The following is a 14,992-nucleotide window of genomic DNA, read 5'->3' as shown; positions in this document are numbered from 1 at the left end:
AAGGAGGTCCAGACGCCGTCATGCGTCCAGACTCAGCTGTACCCGCCGCGGTCGAGCCCTCCGCTCCCGCCGGCTCCGCCACTGCTCCCGCGCCGGGCTCGCCAGGCCCCGCCGCGGACGAGCGCTCGGTCATGAGCGCCGCCGACATCTCCCGGGTGCTGCGCCGCGTCGCCCACGAGATCCTCGAGCGCAACAAGGGGGCCGCCGACCTCGTCGTGCTCGGCATCCCCACCCGTGGCGTGGTGCTGGCGCACCGGCTCGCCGCCCTCATCGAGGAGGTCGAGGGCGTCCCGGTCGCCGTCGGCGCGCTCGACGTCACGATGCACCGTGACGACCTGCGCCGGCAGCCGACCCGCAGCCCGATGCACACCGACATCCCGGCCACCGGCATCGACGACAAGGTCGTCGTGCTGGTCGACGACGTCCTCTACTCGGGTCGCACCGTGCGGGCCGCGCTCGACGCCCTCTCGGACCTCGGCCGCCCACGTGTCGTCCGGCTCGCCGTCCTCGTCGACCGCGGCCACCGTGAGCTGCCGATCCGCGCCGACCACGTCGGCAAGAACCTGCCCACCTCGAGCAGCGAGAAGGTCCGGGTCCGGCTCGCCGAGCCCGACGGCGTCGAGGACCAGGTCACCATCGCCGGAGGGGAGCCCCGATGACCACCACCGCCCTGACCGCAGGTCGCACCACGACGGGCGGTGCCACCACGGCCCGCCCGCGCCGGCACCTGCTGTCCTCGGCCGACCTGAGCCGCGAGCAGGTCCGCGAGCTGCTCGACACCGCCGCCGAGATGCATGCCGTGCAGAAGCGCGAGGTCAAGAAGCTCCCCACCCTGCGCGGGCGCACCGTGGTGAACCTCTTCTTCGAGGACTCCACCCGCACGCGCAGCAGCTTCGAGATCGCCGGCAAGTGGCTCTCCGCCGACGTCATCAACATCAGCGGCAAAGGTTCCTCGACCTCGAAGGGGGAGTCGCTGCGCGACACGGTGATGACCGTGGCCGCCATGGGCGTCGACGCCCTGGTCATGCGGCACTCCGCCAGCGGCGCGGCACACCAGGTCAGCCAGTGGGTCGACGCCCACGTCGTCAACGCCGGGGACGGCACCCACGAGCACCCGACGCAGGCCCTGCTCGACGCGTACACGATGGAGCACCGGCTCGGCAGCCTCGAGGGGCGGCACGTCGCGATCGTCGGCGACCTCACCCACTCGCGGGTCGTGCGCTCGAACCTCATCACCCTGCGCACGCTGGGCGCGAAGGTCACCCTCGTCGCCCCTCCGACGCTCATGCCGAGCGGCATCCGCGCCTGGTCGGAACGGGACGGCTTCGCGATCGGCCACGACCTCGACGCCGTGCTGCCGACCGCGGACGCGGTGATGATGCTGCGGGTGCAGCGCGAGCGGATGAGCGGCGGCTTCTTCCCGACGGCCCGCGAGTACACCGTCGGCTACGGCCTGACCCGGGCCCGGCTCGACGCGCTCACCGCGGCCAACCCCGACGCCGTGATCTGCCACCCGGGCCCGATGAACCGCGGCCTGGAGATCGCGGCCGACGCTGCGGACGCGGCCCAGAGCCTCGTGCTCGACCAGGTCAGCGCGGGGGTGGCGGTGCGGATGTCCGTGCTCTACCACCTCTTGGCTGGCAGCGAAGGAGAGGACGCCTGATGCCCCCGCTGCTCGTGACCGGGGCCGACCTGCTCGGACAGGGAGCCCAGGACCTGCTGGTCGAGGACGGCGTCGTGACGCAGGTCGGCTCGATCCGTTCCGCCAAGGGCGCGGACGTGCTCGACGCCGACGGGCTGGTCGCCCTGCCCGGCCTGGTCGACCTGCACACGCACCTGCGCGAGCCCGGCCGGGAGGACGCCGAGACCATCGCATCCGGCTCGGCCGCCGCAGCCGTGGGCGGCTACACCGCCGTCCTCGCCATGGCCAACACCACGCCCGTGACCGACACCGCCGAGGCGGCGGAGCGCATCCTCGACCTGGGCCGCGCCGCGGGGCTGGTCGACGTCGTGCCGGTGGGGGCCGTCACCAAGGGCCTGGCCGGTGAGGAGCTCGCCGAGCTCGGCCTCATGCACCGGTCCCGCGCGGCGGTGCGCGTCTTCTCCGACGACGGCCGCTGCGTCGCCGACTCGCGGGTGATGCGCCGGGCCCTGGAGTACGTCCGGGCCTTCGGTGGCGTCGTCTCGCAGCACGCGCAGGACCCGCACCTCGCGAGCAGCCAGGCCTGCGCCCACGAGGGCGAGCTGTCCGGCCGGCTGGGCCTGCCGGGGTGGCCGGGCATCGCCGAGGAGAGCATCGTCGCCCGCGACGTCATGCTGGCGCGGCACACCGGCTCGCGCGTCCACGTCGCCCACGTGTCCACCGCCGGGACGGTCGAGGTGGTCCGCTGGGCGAAGGCGCAGGGAATCGACGTGACCGCCGAGGTGACGCCGCACCACCTGCTGCTCACGACCGACCTGATCGCCGGCTACGACCCCGTCTACAAGGTCAACCCGCCGCTGCGCCCGCAGGAGGACGTCGACGCCCTGCGCGCGGCGCTCGCCGACGGCACCATCGACGCCGTGGCCACCGACCACGCCCCGCACGCCCGGCACGACAAGGAGCACGCCTTCGTCGACGCGGCGTTCGGCATGCTGGGCCTCGAGACGGCCCTGTCCGTGGTGTCCGACGTCATGGTCGGGTCAGGGCTGCTCGACTGGGCCGGCGTGGCCCGCGTCATGTCGGGCAACCCGGCGCGCATCGCCGGCCTCGACGGGCACGGCCGGCCGCTCGAACCCGGGTCGCCCGCGAACCTCACGCTCGTCGACCCGACCGCTGAGGTCACCGTCGACCGGAGCGCCTCGCTGTCCCTGTCGCGCAACAACCCGTGGCACGGGCGCACCTTCCGGGGTGCGGTCCACGCCACCGTCCTGCGCGGCCGGGTCACCGCCCAGAAGGGAGCCCTCGCGTGACGCGACTTCAGGCGGTGGGGGTCATGCTCGTGGCCCTCGGCCTGGTCTACGCCCTGCTGTATGCCGCGTGGCTGCGCAAGCGCCGCCGCAACGCCTCGGCCGCCATCGCCGTCGAGCGCCACAGCACCGAGGACGCGGCGCCGGCCGCCCCGGCCCTGGACGACCAGCGCGGGCACAGCCTGGCCGTGGAGGGCACGTACATCAGCACGACGACCGCGGCGAGCCGGCTCGAACGCGTCGCGGTCGAGGGCCTGGGGAACCGGTCCCGCGCGACGCTCACGGTCAACCGCGGCAACCCCGACCAGCTGGTCAGGATCGACCGCCAGGGGGAGTCGACCGTGGTCGTCCCGGGCAGCCGGCTGGTGAGCGTGCGCCGCGACCGCGGCATGGCCGGGAAGTTCCTCGGCGCCAACCGCCTGCTCGTCCTGCAGTGGCGGGCCGACGACGGCGCCGTCTACGAGACCGGCTTCCACCCGCGCTACCGCGCCGACGTCGACCGGGTCGAGTCCGCGTTGTGGTGGCACAGCAGCGACGGGGCGCAGGCCACCGACTCGGCACCGAGGACGCAGACCGACCCGGTCACCGAGACCGGCGCGGTCACCGAGACCGGCGCGGTCACCGACACCGACACGACAACCGAGCAGGGGCACGAGCCCACGGCACCCGAAGGAGGGACCACCCGATGAGTGTGGCCGCACAGCTGGACCTCGACCGCGACGACGCCGTGCTGGTGCTGGAGGACGGCCGGGTCTTCCGTGGCGAGGCCTACGGAGCCACCGGCAGCACGGTCGGCGAGGCGGTCTTCTCGACCGGGATGACCGGTTACCAGGAGACGCTCACCGACCCGAGCTACCACCGCCAGGTCGTCGTCATGACGGCACCGCACGTCGGCAACACCGGCGTCAACGACGAGGACCCCGAGTCCCGGCGCATCTGGGTGGCCGGGTACGTCGTGCGCGACCCCGCCCTGCGACCCTCGAACTGGCGCTCGCAGCAGTCGCTCGAGGACGACCTCGCGGCGCAGGGAGTCGTCGGCATCAGCGGGATCGACACCCGGGCGCTGACCCGGCACCTGCGTGAGCGCGGTGCGATGCGGGTCGGGATCTTCTCGGGGACCCGGGCCTCCGAGCCGGTCGAGTCCCTCGTGGCCGAGGTCGTCTCCGCCCCGCTCATGCAGGGTGCGGCGCTCGCGGCCGAGGTCACCACGCGCGAGCCCTACGTCGTGCCTGCGGTGGGGGAGAAGCGGTTCACCGTCGCCGCCGTCGACCTCGGTATCAAGTCGATGACGCCCGCCCTGATGGCCCAGCACGGCATCGAGGTGCACGTGCTGCCGGCCACGGCGACCTTCGAGCAGGTGCGCCGGGTGGGCGGCGAGCACGGCCCCGACGGCGTGTTCTTCTCCAACGGCCCCGGCGACCCGGCCACGGCCGACGCGGAGGTCGCGGTCCTGCGGCAGGTGCTCGACGCCCGCATCCCCTTCTTCGGGATCTGCTTCGGCAACCAGCTGCTCGGCCGGGCGCTCGGCTTCGGCACCTACAAGCTCAAGTACGGCCACCGCGGGATCAACCAGCCGGTCATGGACCGGTCGACCTGCAAGGTCGAGGTGACCGCGCACAACCACGGGTTCGCGGTCGACGCGCCGCTGGACCCGGAGGGGGTGCAGGCGCCCAGCGACGCCGCGGACGGCACGGCATACGGCCGGGTGCGGGTCTCGCACGTGTGCCTCAACGACGACGTGGTCGAGGGCCTGGAGTGCCTCGACCTGCCGGCGTACTCGGTGCAGTACCACCCCGAGGCGGCGGCGGGCCCGCACGACGCGGCCTATCTGTTCGACCGCTTCATCGAGCTCATGGAAGGACAGTCAATGCGTTCGTCGGAGGCTCGGGGTCCCCGCGAAGTATCGGAGCGAGGAACGAGCGGAGAACTTCGAGGGGTGAGCAACTGATGGCGAAGCGCGACGACATCAAGAGCGTCCTGGTGATCGGCTCCGGGCCGATCGTCATCGGGCAGGCGTGCGAGTTCGACTACTCGGGCACGCAGGCGTGCCGGGTGCTGCGCGAGGAGGGCATCCGGGTCGTCCTGGTGAACTCCAACCCGGCGACGATCATGACCGACCCGGAGTTCGCCGACGCCACCTACGTCGAGCCGATCACCCCCGAGGTCGTCGAGTCGATCATCGCCCGCGAGCGGCCGGACGCGGTGCTCGCTACCCTCGGTGGCCAGACCGCCCTCAACTGCGCGATCGCGCTGCACGAGGCGGGCGTGCTCGAGAAGTACAACTGCCCGCTGATCGGCGCGAACGTCGAGGCGATCCAGCTCGGCGAGGACCGCGAGAAGTTCAAGGGCGTCGTCGAGCGCTGCGGCGGGGAGTCCGCGCGCTCGATGATCTGCCACAGCATGGACGAGCTGCTGGCGGCGGCCGACGAGCTCGGGTACCCCGTCGTCGTGCGCCCGTCGTTCACCATGGGGGGCCTGGGCTCCGGCTTCGCCTACGACGAGGCCGACCTGCGCCGCATCGGCGGTGCCGGCCTGCAGTACAGCCCGGTCACCGAGGTGCTCCTCGAGGAGTCGATCCTCGGCTGGAAGGAGTACGAGCTCGAGGTCATGCGCGACCACGCCGACAACGTCGTGGTCGTCTGCTCGATCGAGAACCTCGACCCGATGGGTGTCCACACCGGTGACTCGATCACCGTCGCGCCCGCGCTCACCCTCACCGACCGCGAGTACCAGCGCCTGCGCGACCTCGGCATCGCGATCATCCGCGAGGTCGGCGTCGACACCGGCGGCTGCAACATCCAGTTCGCCGTCAACCCCGACGACGGCCGCATCATCGTCATCGAGATGAACCCGCGCGTCTCGCGCTCCTCGGCCCTGGCGTCGAAGGCGACCGGCTTCCCGATCGCCAAGATCGCCGCGAAGATGGCGATCGGCTACACCCTCGACGAGGTCCCGAACGACATCACGCGCGAGACGCCAGCGAGCTTCGAGCCGACGCTCGACTACGTCGTGGTGAAGGTGCCGCGGTTCGCGTTCGAGAAGTTCCCCGCCGCCGACCCGACCCTCACCACGACGATGAAGTCGGTCGGCGAGGCGATGGCCATCGGCCGCAACTTCACCGAGGCGCTGCAGAAGGCGCTGCGGTCGATCGAGCGCAGGGACAGCGCGTTCCACTGGGACGGCCCGACGCCCAGCGAGGAGCAGGCCCGCACCCTGCTGCACACCGCGAAGACGCCCACCGACGGGCGCCTGGTCACCGTGCAGCAGGCGATGCGCGGCGGCCTGTCGGTCGAGGAGGTGCACGACGAGACCGGGATCGACCCGTGGTTCCTCGACCAGATCGCCCTCGTCAACGCCCTCGCCGACCGCATCGCCGGCGCCCCGGAGCTGACGCCGAAGCTGCTGCGGCTCGCCAAGCGGCACGGCTTCAGCGACGCCCAGCTCGCGTCGCTGCGCGGTATGCCGGAGGCGGTCGTGCGCGGCGTGCGCCAGGCCCTCGGGGTGCGCCCGGTCTACAAGACCGTCGACACGTGCGCGGCCGAGTTCGCGGCCCAGACGCCGTACCACTACTCGTCCTACGACGAGGAGACCGAGGTCGAGCCCCGCGAGAAGCCGGCCGTCATCATCCTCGGCAGCGGCCCGAACCGGATCGGCCAGGGCGTCGAGTTCGACTACTCCTGCGTGCACGCCAGCTTCGCCCTGCGCGAGGCCGGCTACGACACCGTGATGGTCAACTGCAACCCCGAGACCGTCTCGACCGACTACGACACGAGCAGCCGGCTGTACTTCGAGCCGCTGACCCTCGAGGACGTGCTCGAGGTCGTGCACGCCGAGCAGCAGGCCGGGCCCGTCGCCGGCGTCATCGTCCAGCTCGGCGGCCAGACCCCGCTCGGCCTGGCCAAGGCGCTCAAGGACGCCGGCGTGCCGATCGTCGGCACGAGCCCCGAGGCGATCGACCTCGCCGAGGACCGCGGTGCGTTCGGCCGCGTCCTCGCCGAGGCGAACCTGCCCGCCCCGCGGCACGGCACGGCATACAGCGCGACCGAGGCTGTCGCGGTGGCCCAGGAGATCGGGTACCCGGTCCTGGTGCGGCCCTCGTACGTCCTCGGTGGCCGCGGCATGGAGATCGTCTACGACGACGACACGCTGTCCGCGTACGTCACCCGCGCGACCGTGGCGAGCCCGGAGCACCCGGTGCTCGTCGACCGGTTCCTCGACGACGCGATCGAGATCGACGTCGACGCGCTCTACGACGGCACCGAGATGTACCTCGGCGGGATCATGGAGCACATCGAGGAGGCCGGCATCCACTCGGGCGACTCGGCGTGCACCCTCCCGCCGGTGACGCTCGGGGTGGCCGAGCTCGAGCGGGTGCGTGAGGCGACGCTGCGGCTCGCCGAGGGCATCGGCGTGCGCGGCCTCATGAACGTGCAGTTCGCCCTCGCGCAGGACGTGCTCTACGTCCTCGAGGCAAACCCGCGCGCGTCGCGGACCGTCCCGTTCGTGGCCAAGGCGACCGGTGTGCCGGTGGCCAAGGCGGCGGCCAGGGTCATGCTCGGCGCGACGATCAAGGAGCTGCGCGAGGAGGGCCTGCTGCCCGCCCACGGCGACGGCGGCTCGATGCCGAGCCACGCACCCGTCGCGGTCAAGGAGGCGGTGCTGCCGTTCAAGCGGTTCCGCACCCGCGACGGCCAGGTCGTCGACAGCCTGCTCGGCCCGGAGATGCGCTCCACCGGCGAGGTCATGGGCATCGACGACGACTTCGGCACCGCGTTCGCCAAGGGCATGCTCGCCGCCGGGTCGGGGCTGCCGCGCTCGGGCAAGGTCTTCGTCTCCGTCGCCAACCGCGACAAGCGCGCGATGATCTTCCCGGTCAAGCGCCTGGCCGACCTCGGCTTCACGGTCGTGGCGACGACGGGCACCGCGGACGTGTTGCGCCGCAACGGGATCGCGTCCGAGGTGGTGCACAAGGTGAGCGAGCGCGACGAGGCCGAGCAGTCGATCGTCGACCTCATCCTCGCCGGTGAGATCGCCATGGTGGTCAACACGCCCAGCGGCCCGAACGCCCGCGCCGACGGCTACGCCATCCGCGCCGCGACGACGTCCATGGACAAGCCGATCGTCACCACCGTCCAGGAGCTCGCCGCCGCGGTGCAGGGCATCGAGGCCCAGCTCCAGGGCGAGTACCGCGTCAAGCCGCTGCAGGAGCACGCGCGCGACCTCGACCTGTATGCCGTGGAGGCGCGCCGGTGAGCGACGTCGCCCAGGACACGGGCGTCGGTGGCGCGCGCGTCGTGCAGCGCACCGGGCGGCTGCTCTCCAACGACGTGGTCGGCGCCTACCACCACCTCACCTTCGAGGTGCCCGGGCTGGCCGAGCACGCTCGGCCCGGCCACTTCGTCGCCCTGGCGGTCGGCGGCCCGACGAGCGCGAACCTGCTCCGCCGATGCTTCTCCATCCACCGCGCCGACCCGGCGACCGACACCGTCGACGTCGTCATCTCGCCCGTCGGCGCCGGTACGGAGTGGCTCGCGGGCCTGCGCGCCGGCGACGCGGTCGACGTGATCGGCCCGCTCGGGCGCGAGTTCCCGGTGCCCGAGGAGCCCGTGGGCTGCGTCCTCGTCGGCGGTGGCTACGGCAGCGCCCCCCTCGCCTGGCTGGCCCGGTCCCTTCGCGCCCGCGGGTGCCACGTCGAGGTGGTCCTCGGGGCGGCGACGGCGTCGAAGCTGTTCGGCGTCGAGGAGGCCCGCGAGGTCGCCGACGGGGTCACCGTGACGACCGACGACGGGTCCGAGGGGACCCACGGCTGGGTGTCCGACGTGCTGGCCGGGGCGATCCGCCGCGCAGGCGGTGGGGGGAACGTCTACGGCTGCGGCCCCATGGGGATGCTGCGCTCGATCACCGACGTGGCGGCTGCCGAGGGCGCCACGGCCCACGTCGCGGTGGAGGAGTCGATGGCCTGCGGCGTCGGCGTCTGCATGACCTGCGTCATGCCGGTCGTCGGCGACGACGGGCTGACCCGGATGGTGCGCTCGTGCGTCGAGGGACCGGTGTTCCGCGGCGACCGCGTGCGCTGGGACGCGTTCTCGAACGGGCTGTGCCGGGTGCCCGACGACGCCGTCGGCGCACCGCGGACGGGAGGCCACTGATGACCACCACGACCACCACGAGCACGTCGGCCACCCCGGCCACCGCGGTCGACATGTCGGTGGACCTCGCCGGCATGCGGCTGCCCAGCCCGATGATGACGGCCTCCGGTTGCGCGGCGAACGGCAAGGAGCTCGCCCGCTTCTTCGACCTGCGCGAGCTCGGCGCCTTCGTCACGAAGTCCGTCATGGCCGACCCCCGGTCCGGTCGGGGCACCCCGCGGATGGCCGAGACGCCGTCCGGGATGCTCAACTCGATCGGCCTGCAGGGCCCCGGCATCACCGCCTTCGTCGAGCAGGACCTCGCGTGGCTGCACGAGAACGGCGCCCGGGTGCTGGTCTCGATCGCCGGCGGCACGAGCGCCGAGTTCGCGGACGTCGCGGCCCGGCTCGCCGCCAGCGAGGCGTTCGCCGCCGTCGTCGGCGTCGAGGTCAACATCTCCTGCCCGAACGTCGCCAACCGCGGGCTGGTCTTCGCCTGCGACCCGGCCGCCTCGGCCGAGGTGGTCTCGCAGGTGCGCCCGCAGCTGCCGCCCGAGGTGCCGATCTTCGCCAAGCTCACGCCCGACGTCACCGACATCGTGACGGTGGCGCAGGCGGCGGTCGGGGCCGGCGCCGACGGCCTCACCATGATCAACACCCTGCTCGGCATGGTCATCGACACCGACCTGCTGCGCCCCCAGGTCGCCGGCGTGACCGGCGGCCTGTCCGGCCCCGCGGTGCGCCCCGTCGCGGTGCGCGCAGTCTGGCAGACCCGCGCCGCGATGCGGGACGGGCGGCTGCCCGAGGTGCCCATCATCGGCGTCGGGGGAGTGCGCACCGGGCGGGACGCGCTCGAGCTCGTCGCGGCAGGCGCGTCGGCCGTCCAGGTCGGCACCGCCGCGTTCAACGACCCCAGTGCCCCGGTCCGCGTCGGCCGCGAGCTGCACGACCTGCTGCACGAGAAGGGGTTCTCCCGGCTGTCGGACGTCGTCGGGATCGCCCACGAGAGGATGGCGTGACATGAGCGGTACCAGCGAGACCACCTTCGGCCGGCGGCTGCGGGCCGCCACGGCGGCCCACGGGCCGTTGTGCGCGGGGATCGACCCGCACCGCACCCTCGTCGAGTCGTGGGGCCTCAGCTACGACCTCGAGGGCCTGACCCGGTTCACCGAGACCTGCGTCGAGGCGTTCGCGGGGCACGTGGGCATCGTCAAGCCGCAGTCCGCCTTCTTCGAGGTCTTCGGCTCCGCCGGCGTGGCCGTCCTCGAGCGCGCCACCCGGGCGCTCCAGGAGGCCGGCACCCTCGTGCTCGTCGACGCCAAGCGTGGCGACATCGGCAGCACCATGGCAGCGTACGCGGAGGCGTTCCTCGGCAAGGACGCCGTGGCGCCCGGCGACGCCGTGACCCTGAGCCCCTACCTCGGCTTCGAGTCGCTGCGGCCCGCCCTCGACCTGGCCGCGCAGACCGGCCGCGGGGTCTTCGTCCTCGCGCTGACCTCCAACCCCGAGGGCCGGAGCGTCCAGCACGCCCGCCTGCGCGACACGAGCGTGGCGGAGAGCATCGTGCGCAGCGCCGCCGCCGAGAACGCCGCGGCGGGGGAGCGGGGCGAGCTCGGCAGCGTCGGACTCGTCGTGGGTGCCACCGTCGGCACCGCCGTCCAGGAGCTCCAGCTCGACCTCGCCGCCGTCAACGGTCCCCTCCTGGCTCCCGGGGTCGGCGCCCAGGGCGGCACGAGCGACGACCTGCGCCGCGTCTTCGGCGACGCCCTCCCGAACGTCCTCCCGGCCAGCAGCCGCGAGGTCCTCTCCGCGGGCCCGGACGTGTCCGCGCTGCGTGACCGCGCCCGCTCGACCAGCCAGGCCATGGCGGGCCTGCTGCGCTGACGGCGCGGCCGCCGGGAGCCGGGCAGGCGCCGGGGAGAAGACTTCCCCGTCGGTTGCTAGAGTCAGACCCACCCCACCCCACCCCAACCGACCCGCGTGCACCAGCACGTCCGCACAAGGAGACGCAGCCGTGGCCCTTCCCCCGTTGACGCCGGAGCAGCGAGCTGCCGCCCTGGAGAAGGCCGCCGTCGCCCGCCGGGAGCGCGCAGCGGTGAAGAACCGCCTCAAGTACGCCCAGGGGTCGCTGAAGGAGGTCATCGCCGACGGCAAGGAGAACGAGGTCGTGGGCAAGATGAAGGTCTCCGCCCTCCTGGAGTCCATGCCCGGCGTCGGCCGCGTCCGCGCCCGCCAGATCATGGAGGAGGTCGGCATCTCCGAGAGCCGCCGCGTCCGTGGCCTCGGCGCGAACCAGATCTCCGCGCTGCTCACCCGCTTCGACGAGGCGTGAGCGGGTCCGCTCCAGGGGACACCGACCGGGCACACCGCCTCGTCGTCCTCGCCGGCCCCACCGCGGTCGGCAAGGGCACCGTCTCGGCATACGTCCGCGACCACTTCCCCGACGTCTGGCTGAGCGTCTCCGCCACCACCCGCCGCCCCCGCCCGGGGGAGGAGGACGGCGTCCACTACCACTTCGTCGACGCCGACGAGTTCGCCCGGATGGACCGTGACGGGGAGCTGCTGGAGTCCGCCGTCGTGCACGGCCGGAACTCCTACGGCACGCCGAGGCGCCCGGTCGAGGACGCGCTGGCCGCGCACCGCATGGCCCTGCTCGAGATCGACCTGCAGGGAGCGCGCCAGGTGCGCCAGAGCATGCCCGAGGCGCTCTTCGTCTTCCTGGCACCTCCGAGCTGGGAGGAGCTGGTGCGCCGGCTCGTCGGCCGGGGCACCGAGGACGAGGAGGAACGCGCCCGCCGGCTCGAGACGGCCAAGGTGGAGATGGCCGCCGAGAAGGAGTTCGACGTCACCATCGTCAACGACGACGTTCGTCGGGCTGCCGAAGAACTCGTATCATTGATGCGGACCCACTGACCGAGCTGTCTCGCGACAGCGACTGCACCCGACAACAGAGATGTGAGCACCCCCGTGTCCGGAACCGTCGCCAACCCCATCGGCATCACCAACCCGCCGATCGACGACCTCCTCACCAAGGCCGACTCCAAGTACGCCCTGGTCATCTACTCGGCCAAGCGCGCCCGCCAGATCAACGCGTACTACAGCCAGCTCCAGGAGGGGCTGCTCGAGTACGTCGGCCCGCTCGTGGACAGCCAGGTGCACGAGAAGCCCATGTCCATCGCGCTGCGCGAGATCAACGAGGGCCTGGTCACCTCCGAGCCGATCGAGGCCTGAGCCAGACCCCACCCCCCGACGCAGGGAGTCCTCGATGGCGCGGATCGTCCTCGGTGTCAGCGGTGGCATCGCGGCCTACAAGGCCTGCTCGCTGCTGCGCCTGCTGACCGAGTCCGGTCACGACGTGACCGTGGTCCCGACCGCGTCGGCCCTGCAGTTCGTCGGCGCCCCCACCTGGGAGGCGCTGTCGGGCAAGCCGGTCCACACCGACGTGTGGTCCGGCGTCCACGAGGTCCCACACGTGCGCCTGGGCAAGCAGGCGGACCTCGTCGTCGTCGCCCCCGCGACGGCGGACCTGCTGGCCAAGGCCGCCCACGGCCTGGCCGGTGACCTGCTCACCAACGTGCTGCTCACCGCGCGCTGCCCGGTCGTCATGGCCCCGGCCATGCACACCGAGATGTGGGAGCACCCGGCCACGCAGGCCAACGTCGAGACCCTCACCGAGCGCGGCGTGCACGTCGTGCCGCCGGCCAGCGGCCGGCTCACCGGCGCGGACACCGGTCCCGGCCGGCTGCCCGAGCCCGAGGACCTGTATGCCGTGTGCGCGCGGATCCTCGAGCACGGCCACCCCGGCGTCGCCTCGCCCACGAGGGTCGACGCGGCCCACACCAGCCGCTCGGCGGCCACGCCGGCCGACGAGCACGGCCTCGAGGGCCGGCGGGTCGTCGTGAGCGCCGGCGGCACCAGAGAGCCGCTGGACCCCGTGCGGTTCCTGGGCAACCGCAGCTCGGGCAAGCAGGGCTACGCCCTCGCTCGGGTGGCGGCCCGGCGCGGTGCCGAGGTCGTCCTCGTCGCCGCCAACACCTCCCTGCCGGCACCCGACGGCGTCACCGTCGTGCCGGTGCAGACGGCCCTGGAGCTGCAGGACGCCGTGCTCGACGCCTCGCGCGAGGCCGACGTCGTCGTGATGGCCGCGGCCGTGGCCGACTTCCGTCCGGCCCGCTACGCCGACGCCAAGATCAAGAAGACGCACGACCCCGCCGACCCCGACGCGGCCCCGACGATCGAGCTGGTCCGCAACCCCGACATCCTCGCCCGCCTCGTGCAGGAGCGCGGCGACGACGCCAGCCCGGTGGTGGTCGGCTTCGCCGCGGAGACCGGCGACGCGGACGGAAGCGTGCTCGACCACGGCCGGGACAAGCTCGTCCGCAAGGGCTGCGACCTGCTCGTCGTGAACGAGGTCGGCGCCGACAAGACGTTCGGCCACGACGACAACACCGTGCACATCCTGCGACAGGGCAGCAGCCACGTCGTCGACGCGGGGCCTGCCTCCAAGGACGAGGTCGCCGCCGCAGTCTGGGACGCCGTGCAGGAGATCCTGTAGCCGCGGTTACACTCGCGAGGTCGTCGGCCCCACCGGGCCGGCGCGCCCCGAAACGTCGTCGCGCGAAGGAGACCTGAGTGTCCGCACGCCTGTTCACGTCCGAGTCGGTCACGGAGGGTCACCCGGACAAGATCTGTGACCAGATCTCCGACTCGATCCTCGACGCGATGCTCGACCAGGACCCGCGCAGCCGCGTCGCGGTGGAGACCATGGTCACCACCGGGCTGGTCCACGTGGCCGGCGAGGTGACGACCGAGGCGTACGTCGAGATCCCCAGCATCGTCCGCGAGACGGTCCTCGGCATCGGGTACGACTCCTCCACCAAGGGCTTCGACGGCGCGTCCTGCGGTGTCGAGGTGTCGATCGGCCAGCAGAGCCCCGACATCGCCCAGGGTGTCGACACGGCTTACGAGAGCCGCACCGGTGGCGTGGACCCGCTGGACAAGCAGGGCGCCGGCGACCAGGGCCTGATGTTCGGGTACGCCTGCGACGACACCGCCGAGCTCATGCCGCTGCCGATCTTCCTCGCGCACCGCCTCTCCGAGCGCCTGAGCGCGGTCCGCAAGAGCGGCGACGTCGCCTACCTGCGCCCCGACGGCAAGACCCAGGTCACCATCGCCTACGACGGCGACCGCGCGGTCAAGCTCGACACCGTGGTGCTCTCCACCCAGCACGCCGCCGACGTCTCGCTCGACGACCTGCTCACGCCCGACATCGAGCAGCACGTCATCAAGCCGGTCCTGGTCCAGCTGGCCGAGGAGGGCACCGAGCTCGACACCTCGTCGTACCGCTCGCTCATCAACCCGACCGGTCGCTTCGAGATCGGTGGCCCGATGGGCGACGCCGGCCTGACCGGACGCAAGATCATCGTCGACACCTACGGCGGCATGGCCCGCCACGGTGGTGGCGCCTTCTCGGGCAAGGACCCGTCGAAGGTCGACCGCTCCGCGGCCTACGCCATGCGCTGGGTGGCCAAGAACGTCGTCGCCGCCGGGCTCGCCCGCCGCTGCGAGGTCCAGGTCGCCTACGCCATCGGCAAGGCGCAGCCCGTCGGCCTCTACGTCGAGACGTTCGGCACCGAGACGGAGCCGGTCGACAAGATCCAGGCCGCCATCACCTCGGTCTTCGACCTGCGCCCCGGCGCGCTCGTCGACCAGCTCGACCTCCTCCGCCCGATCTACAAGGCGACCGCCGCCTACGGCCACTTCGGCCGGACCGAGGCCGCGGGTGTCGAGAACGCCTTCACCTGGGAGCGCACCGACCGAGTCGAGGCCCTCCAGCGCGCCGTCAAGGGCTGAGCCCGCGCGGCACCCCGCACCACCGACCCGGCCGACACCCTGCCCTGCGGGGCTGTCGGCCG

At 72.7% G+C, this 14,992-nt stretch carries 14 protein-coding genes; all 14 read left to right on the top strand.

Annotated elements, in window-relative coordinates:
- The first annotated feature begins 20 nt into the window (after positions 1-20).
- Complete coding sequence (pyrR, locus tag ACFUC1_RS00590; protein WP_379115933.1) at positions 21-659, top strand: bifunctional pyr operon transcriptional regulator/uracil phosphoribosyltransferase PyrR; 639 nt, start codon at positions 21-23, stop codon at positions 657-659.
- Positions 656-1,663, top strand: coding sequence for an aspartate carbamoyltransferase catalytic subunit (locus ACFUC1_RS00585; protein ID WP_379115932.1), 1,008 nt, complete (start codon positions 656-658; stop codon positions 1,661-1,663). The genes pyrR and ACFUC1_RS00585 overlap by 4 nt, the downstream gene beginning before the upstream one ends.
- Positions 1,663-2,952 (top strand): dihydroorotase, encoded by a 1,290-nt coding sequence (locus tag ACFUC1_RS00580; RefSeq protein ID WP_379115931.1) that lies wholly within the window; start codon positions 1,663-1,665, stop codon positions 2,950-2,952. Before ACFUC1_RS00585 ends, ACFUC1_RS00580 begins: the two co-directional genes overlap by 1 nt.
- Positions 2,949-3,638: a hypothetical protein gene (locus ACFUC1_RS00575; protein WP_379115930.1), complete on the top strand. Its 690-nt coding sequence runs from the start codon at positions 2,949-2,951 to the stop codon at positions 3,636-3,638. Before ACFUC1_RS00580 ends, ACFUC1_RS00575 begins: the two co-directional genes overlap by 4 nt.
- A complete protein-coding gene (carA, locus tag ACFUC1_RS00570) occupies positions 3,635-4,897 on the top strand; it encodes a glutamine-hydrolyzing carbamoyl-phosphate synthase small subunit (protein WP_379115929.1) in 1,263 nt (420 codons plus the stop codon). The genes ACFUC1_RS00575 and carA overlap by 4 nt, the downstream gene beginning before the upstream one ends.
- Positions 4,897-8,202, top strand: coding sequence for a carbamoyl-phosphate synthase large subunit (carB, locus tag ACFUC1_RS00565; protein WP_379115928.1), 3,306 nt, complete (start codon positions 4,897-4,899; stop codon positions 8,200-8,202). Before carA ends, carB begins: the two co-directional genes overlap by 1 nt.
- A complete protein-coding gene (locus ACFUC1_RS00560; RefSeq protein WP_379115927.1) occupies positions 8,199-9,098 on the top strand; it encodes a dihydroorotate dehydrogenase electron transfer subunit in 900 nt (299 codons plus the stop codon). The genes carB and ACFUC1_RS00560 overlap by 4 nt, the downstream gene beginning before the upstream one ends.
- Entirely contained in the window at positions 9,098-10,096 is a 999-nt protein-coding gene (locus ACFUC1_RS00555; RefSeq protein WP_379115926.1) for a dihydroorotate dehydrogenase, read from the top strand. Before ACFUC1_RS00560 ends, ACFUC1_RS00555 begins: the two co-directional genes overlap by 1 nt.
- 1 nt (position 10,097) lies before the next feature.
- A complete protein-coding gene (pyrF, locus tag ACFUC1_RS00550; RefSeq protein WP_379115925.1) occupies positions 10,098-10,961 on the top strand; it encodes an orotidine-5'-phosphate decarboxylase in 864 nt (287 codons plus the stop codon).
- 130 nt (positions 10,962-11,091) lie between these two features.
- Entirely contained in the window at positions 11,092-11,409 is a 318-nt protein-coding gene (gene mihF / locus ACFUC1_RS00545) for an integration host factor, actinobacterial type (RefSeq protein ID WP_310157435.1), read from the top strand.
- Entirely contained in the window at positions 11,406-11,990 is a 585-nt protein-coding gene (gene gmk, locus ACFUC1_RS00540) for a guanylate kinase (protein ID WP_379115924.1), read from the top strand. Before mihF ends, gmk begins: the two co-directional genes overlap by 4 nt.
- A gap of 54 nt (positions 11,991-12,044) precedes the next feature.
- Positions 12,045-12,308: a DNA-directed RNA polymerase subunit omega gene (gene rpoZ, locus ACFUC1_RS00535; RefSeq protein ID WP_171241867.1), complete on the top strand. Its 264-nt coding sequence runs from the start codon at positions 12,045-12,047 to the stop codon at positions 12,306-12,308.
- A 34-nt stretch (positions 12,309-12,342) separates the two neighbouring features.
- The gene (locus ACFUC1_RS00530; RefSeq protein ID WP_379115923.1) at positions 12,343-13,632 is read left to right on the top strand and encodes a bifunctional phosphopantothenoylcysteine decarboxylase/phosphopantothenate synthase; all 1,290 of its coding nucleotides are present in this window, start codon (positions 12,343-12,345) and stop codon (positions 13,630-13,632) included.
- A 77-nt stretch (positions 13,633-13,709) separates the two neighbouring features.
- Positions 13,710-14,930 (top strand): methionine adenosyltransferase, encoded by a 1,221-nt coding sequence (gene metK, locus ACFUC1_RS00525; protein ID WP_379115922.1) that lies wholly within the window; start codon positions 13,710-13,712, stop codon positions 14,928-14,930.
- Positions 14,931-14,992: the final 62 nt, after the last annotated feature.

Origin of the sequence: Pedococcus sp. NPDC057267, from assembly GCF_042668795.1 — a bacterium.
In the GTDB taxonomy this organism is placed as follows: domain Bacteria; phylum Actinomycetota; class Actinomycetes; order Actinomycetales; family Dermatophilaceae; genus Pedococcus.
The sequence above is the reverse complement of the archived record's forward strand: the minus strand, read 5'-3'. Positions and strand labels throughout refer to the sequence as shown.

Bases quoted from the DNA above. Each gene is read 5' to 3' on its own strand.
- pyrR (WP_379115933.1), top strand. From the start codon at position 21: ATGCGTCCAGACTCAGCTGTACCCGCCGCGGTCGAGCCCTCCGCTCCC.
- ACFUC1_RS00585 (WP_379115932.1), top strand. From the start codon at position 656: ATGACCACCACCGCCCTGACCGCAGGTCGCACCACGACGGGCGGTGCC.
- ACFUC1_RS00580 (WP_379115931.1), top strand. From the start codon at position 1,663: ATGCCCCCGCTGCTCGTGACCGGGGCCGACCTGCTCGGACAGGGAGCC.
- carA (WP_379115929.1), top strand. From the start codon at position 3,635: ATGAGTGTGGCCGCACAGCTGGACCTCGACCGCGACGACGCCGTGCTG.
- carB (WP_379115928.1), top strand. From the start codon at position 4,897: ATGGCGAAGCGCGACGACATCAAGAGCGTCCTGGTGATCGGCTCCGGG.
- ACFUC1_RS00555 (WP_379115926.1), top strand. From the start codon at position 9,098: ATGACCACCACGACCACCACGAGCACGTCGGCCACCCCGGCCACCGCG.
- pyrF (WP_379115925.1), top strand. From the start codon at position 10,098: ATGAGCGGTACCAGCGAGACCACCTTCGGCCGGCGGCTGCGGGCCGCC.
- ACFUC1_RS00530 (WP_379115923.1), top strand. From the start codon at position 12,343: ATGGCGCGGATCGTCCTCGGTGTCAGCGGTGGCATCGCGGCCTACAAG.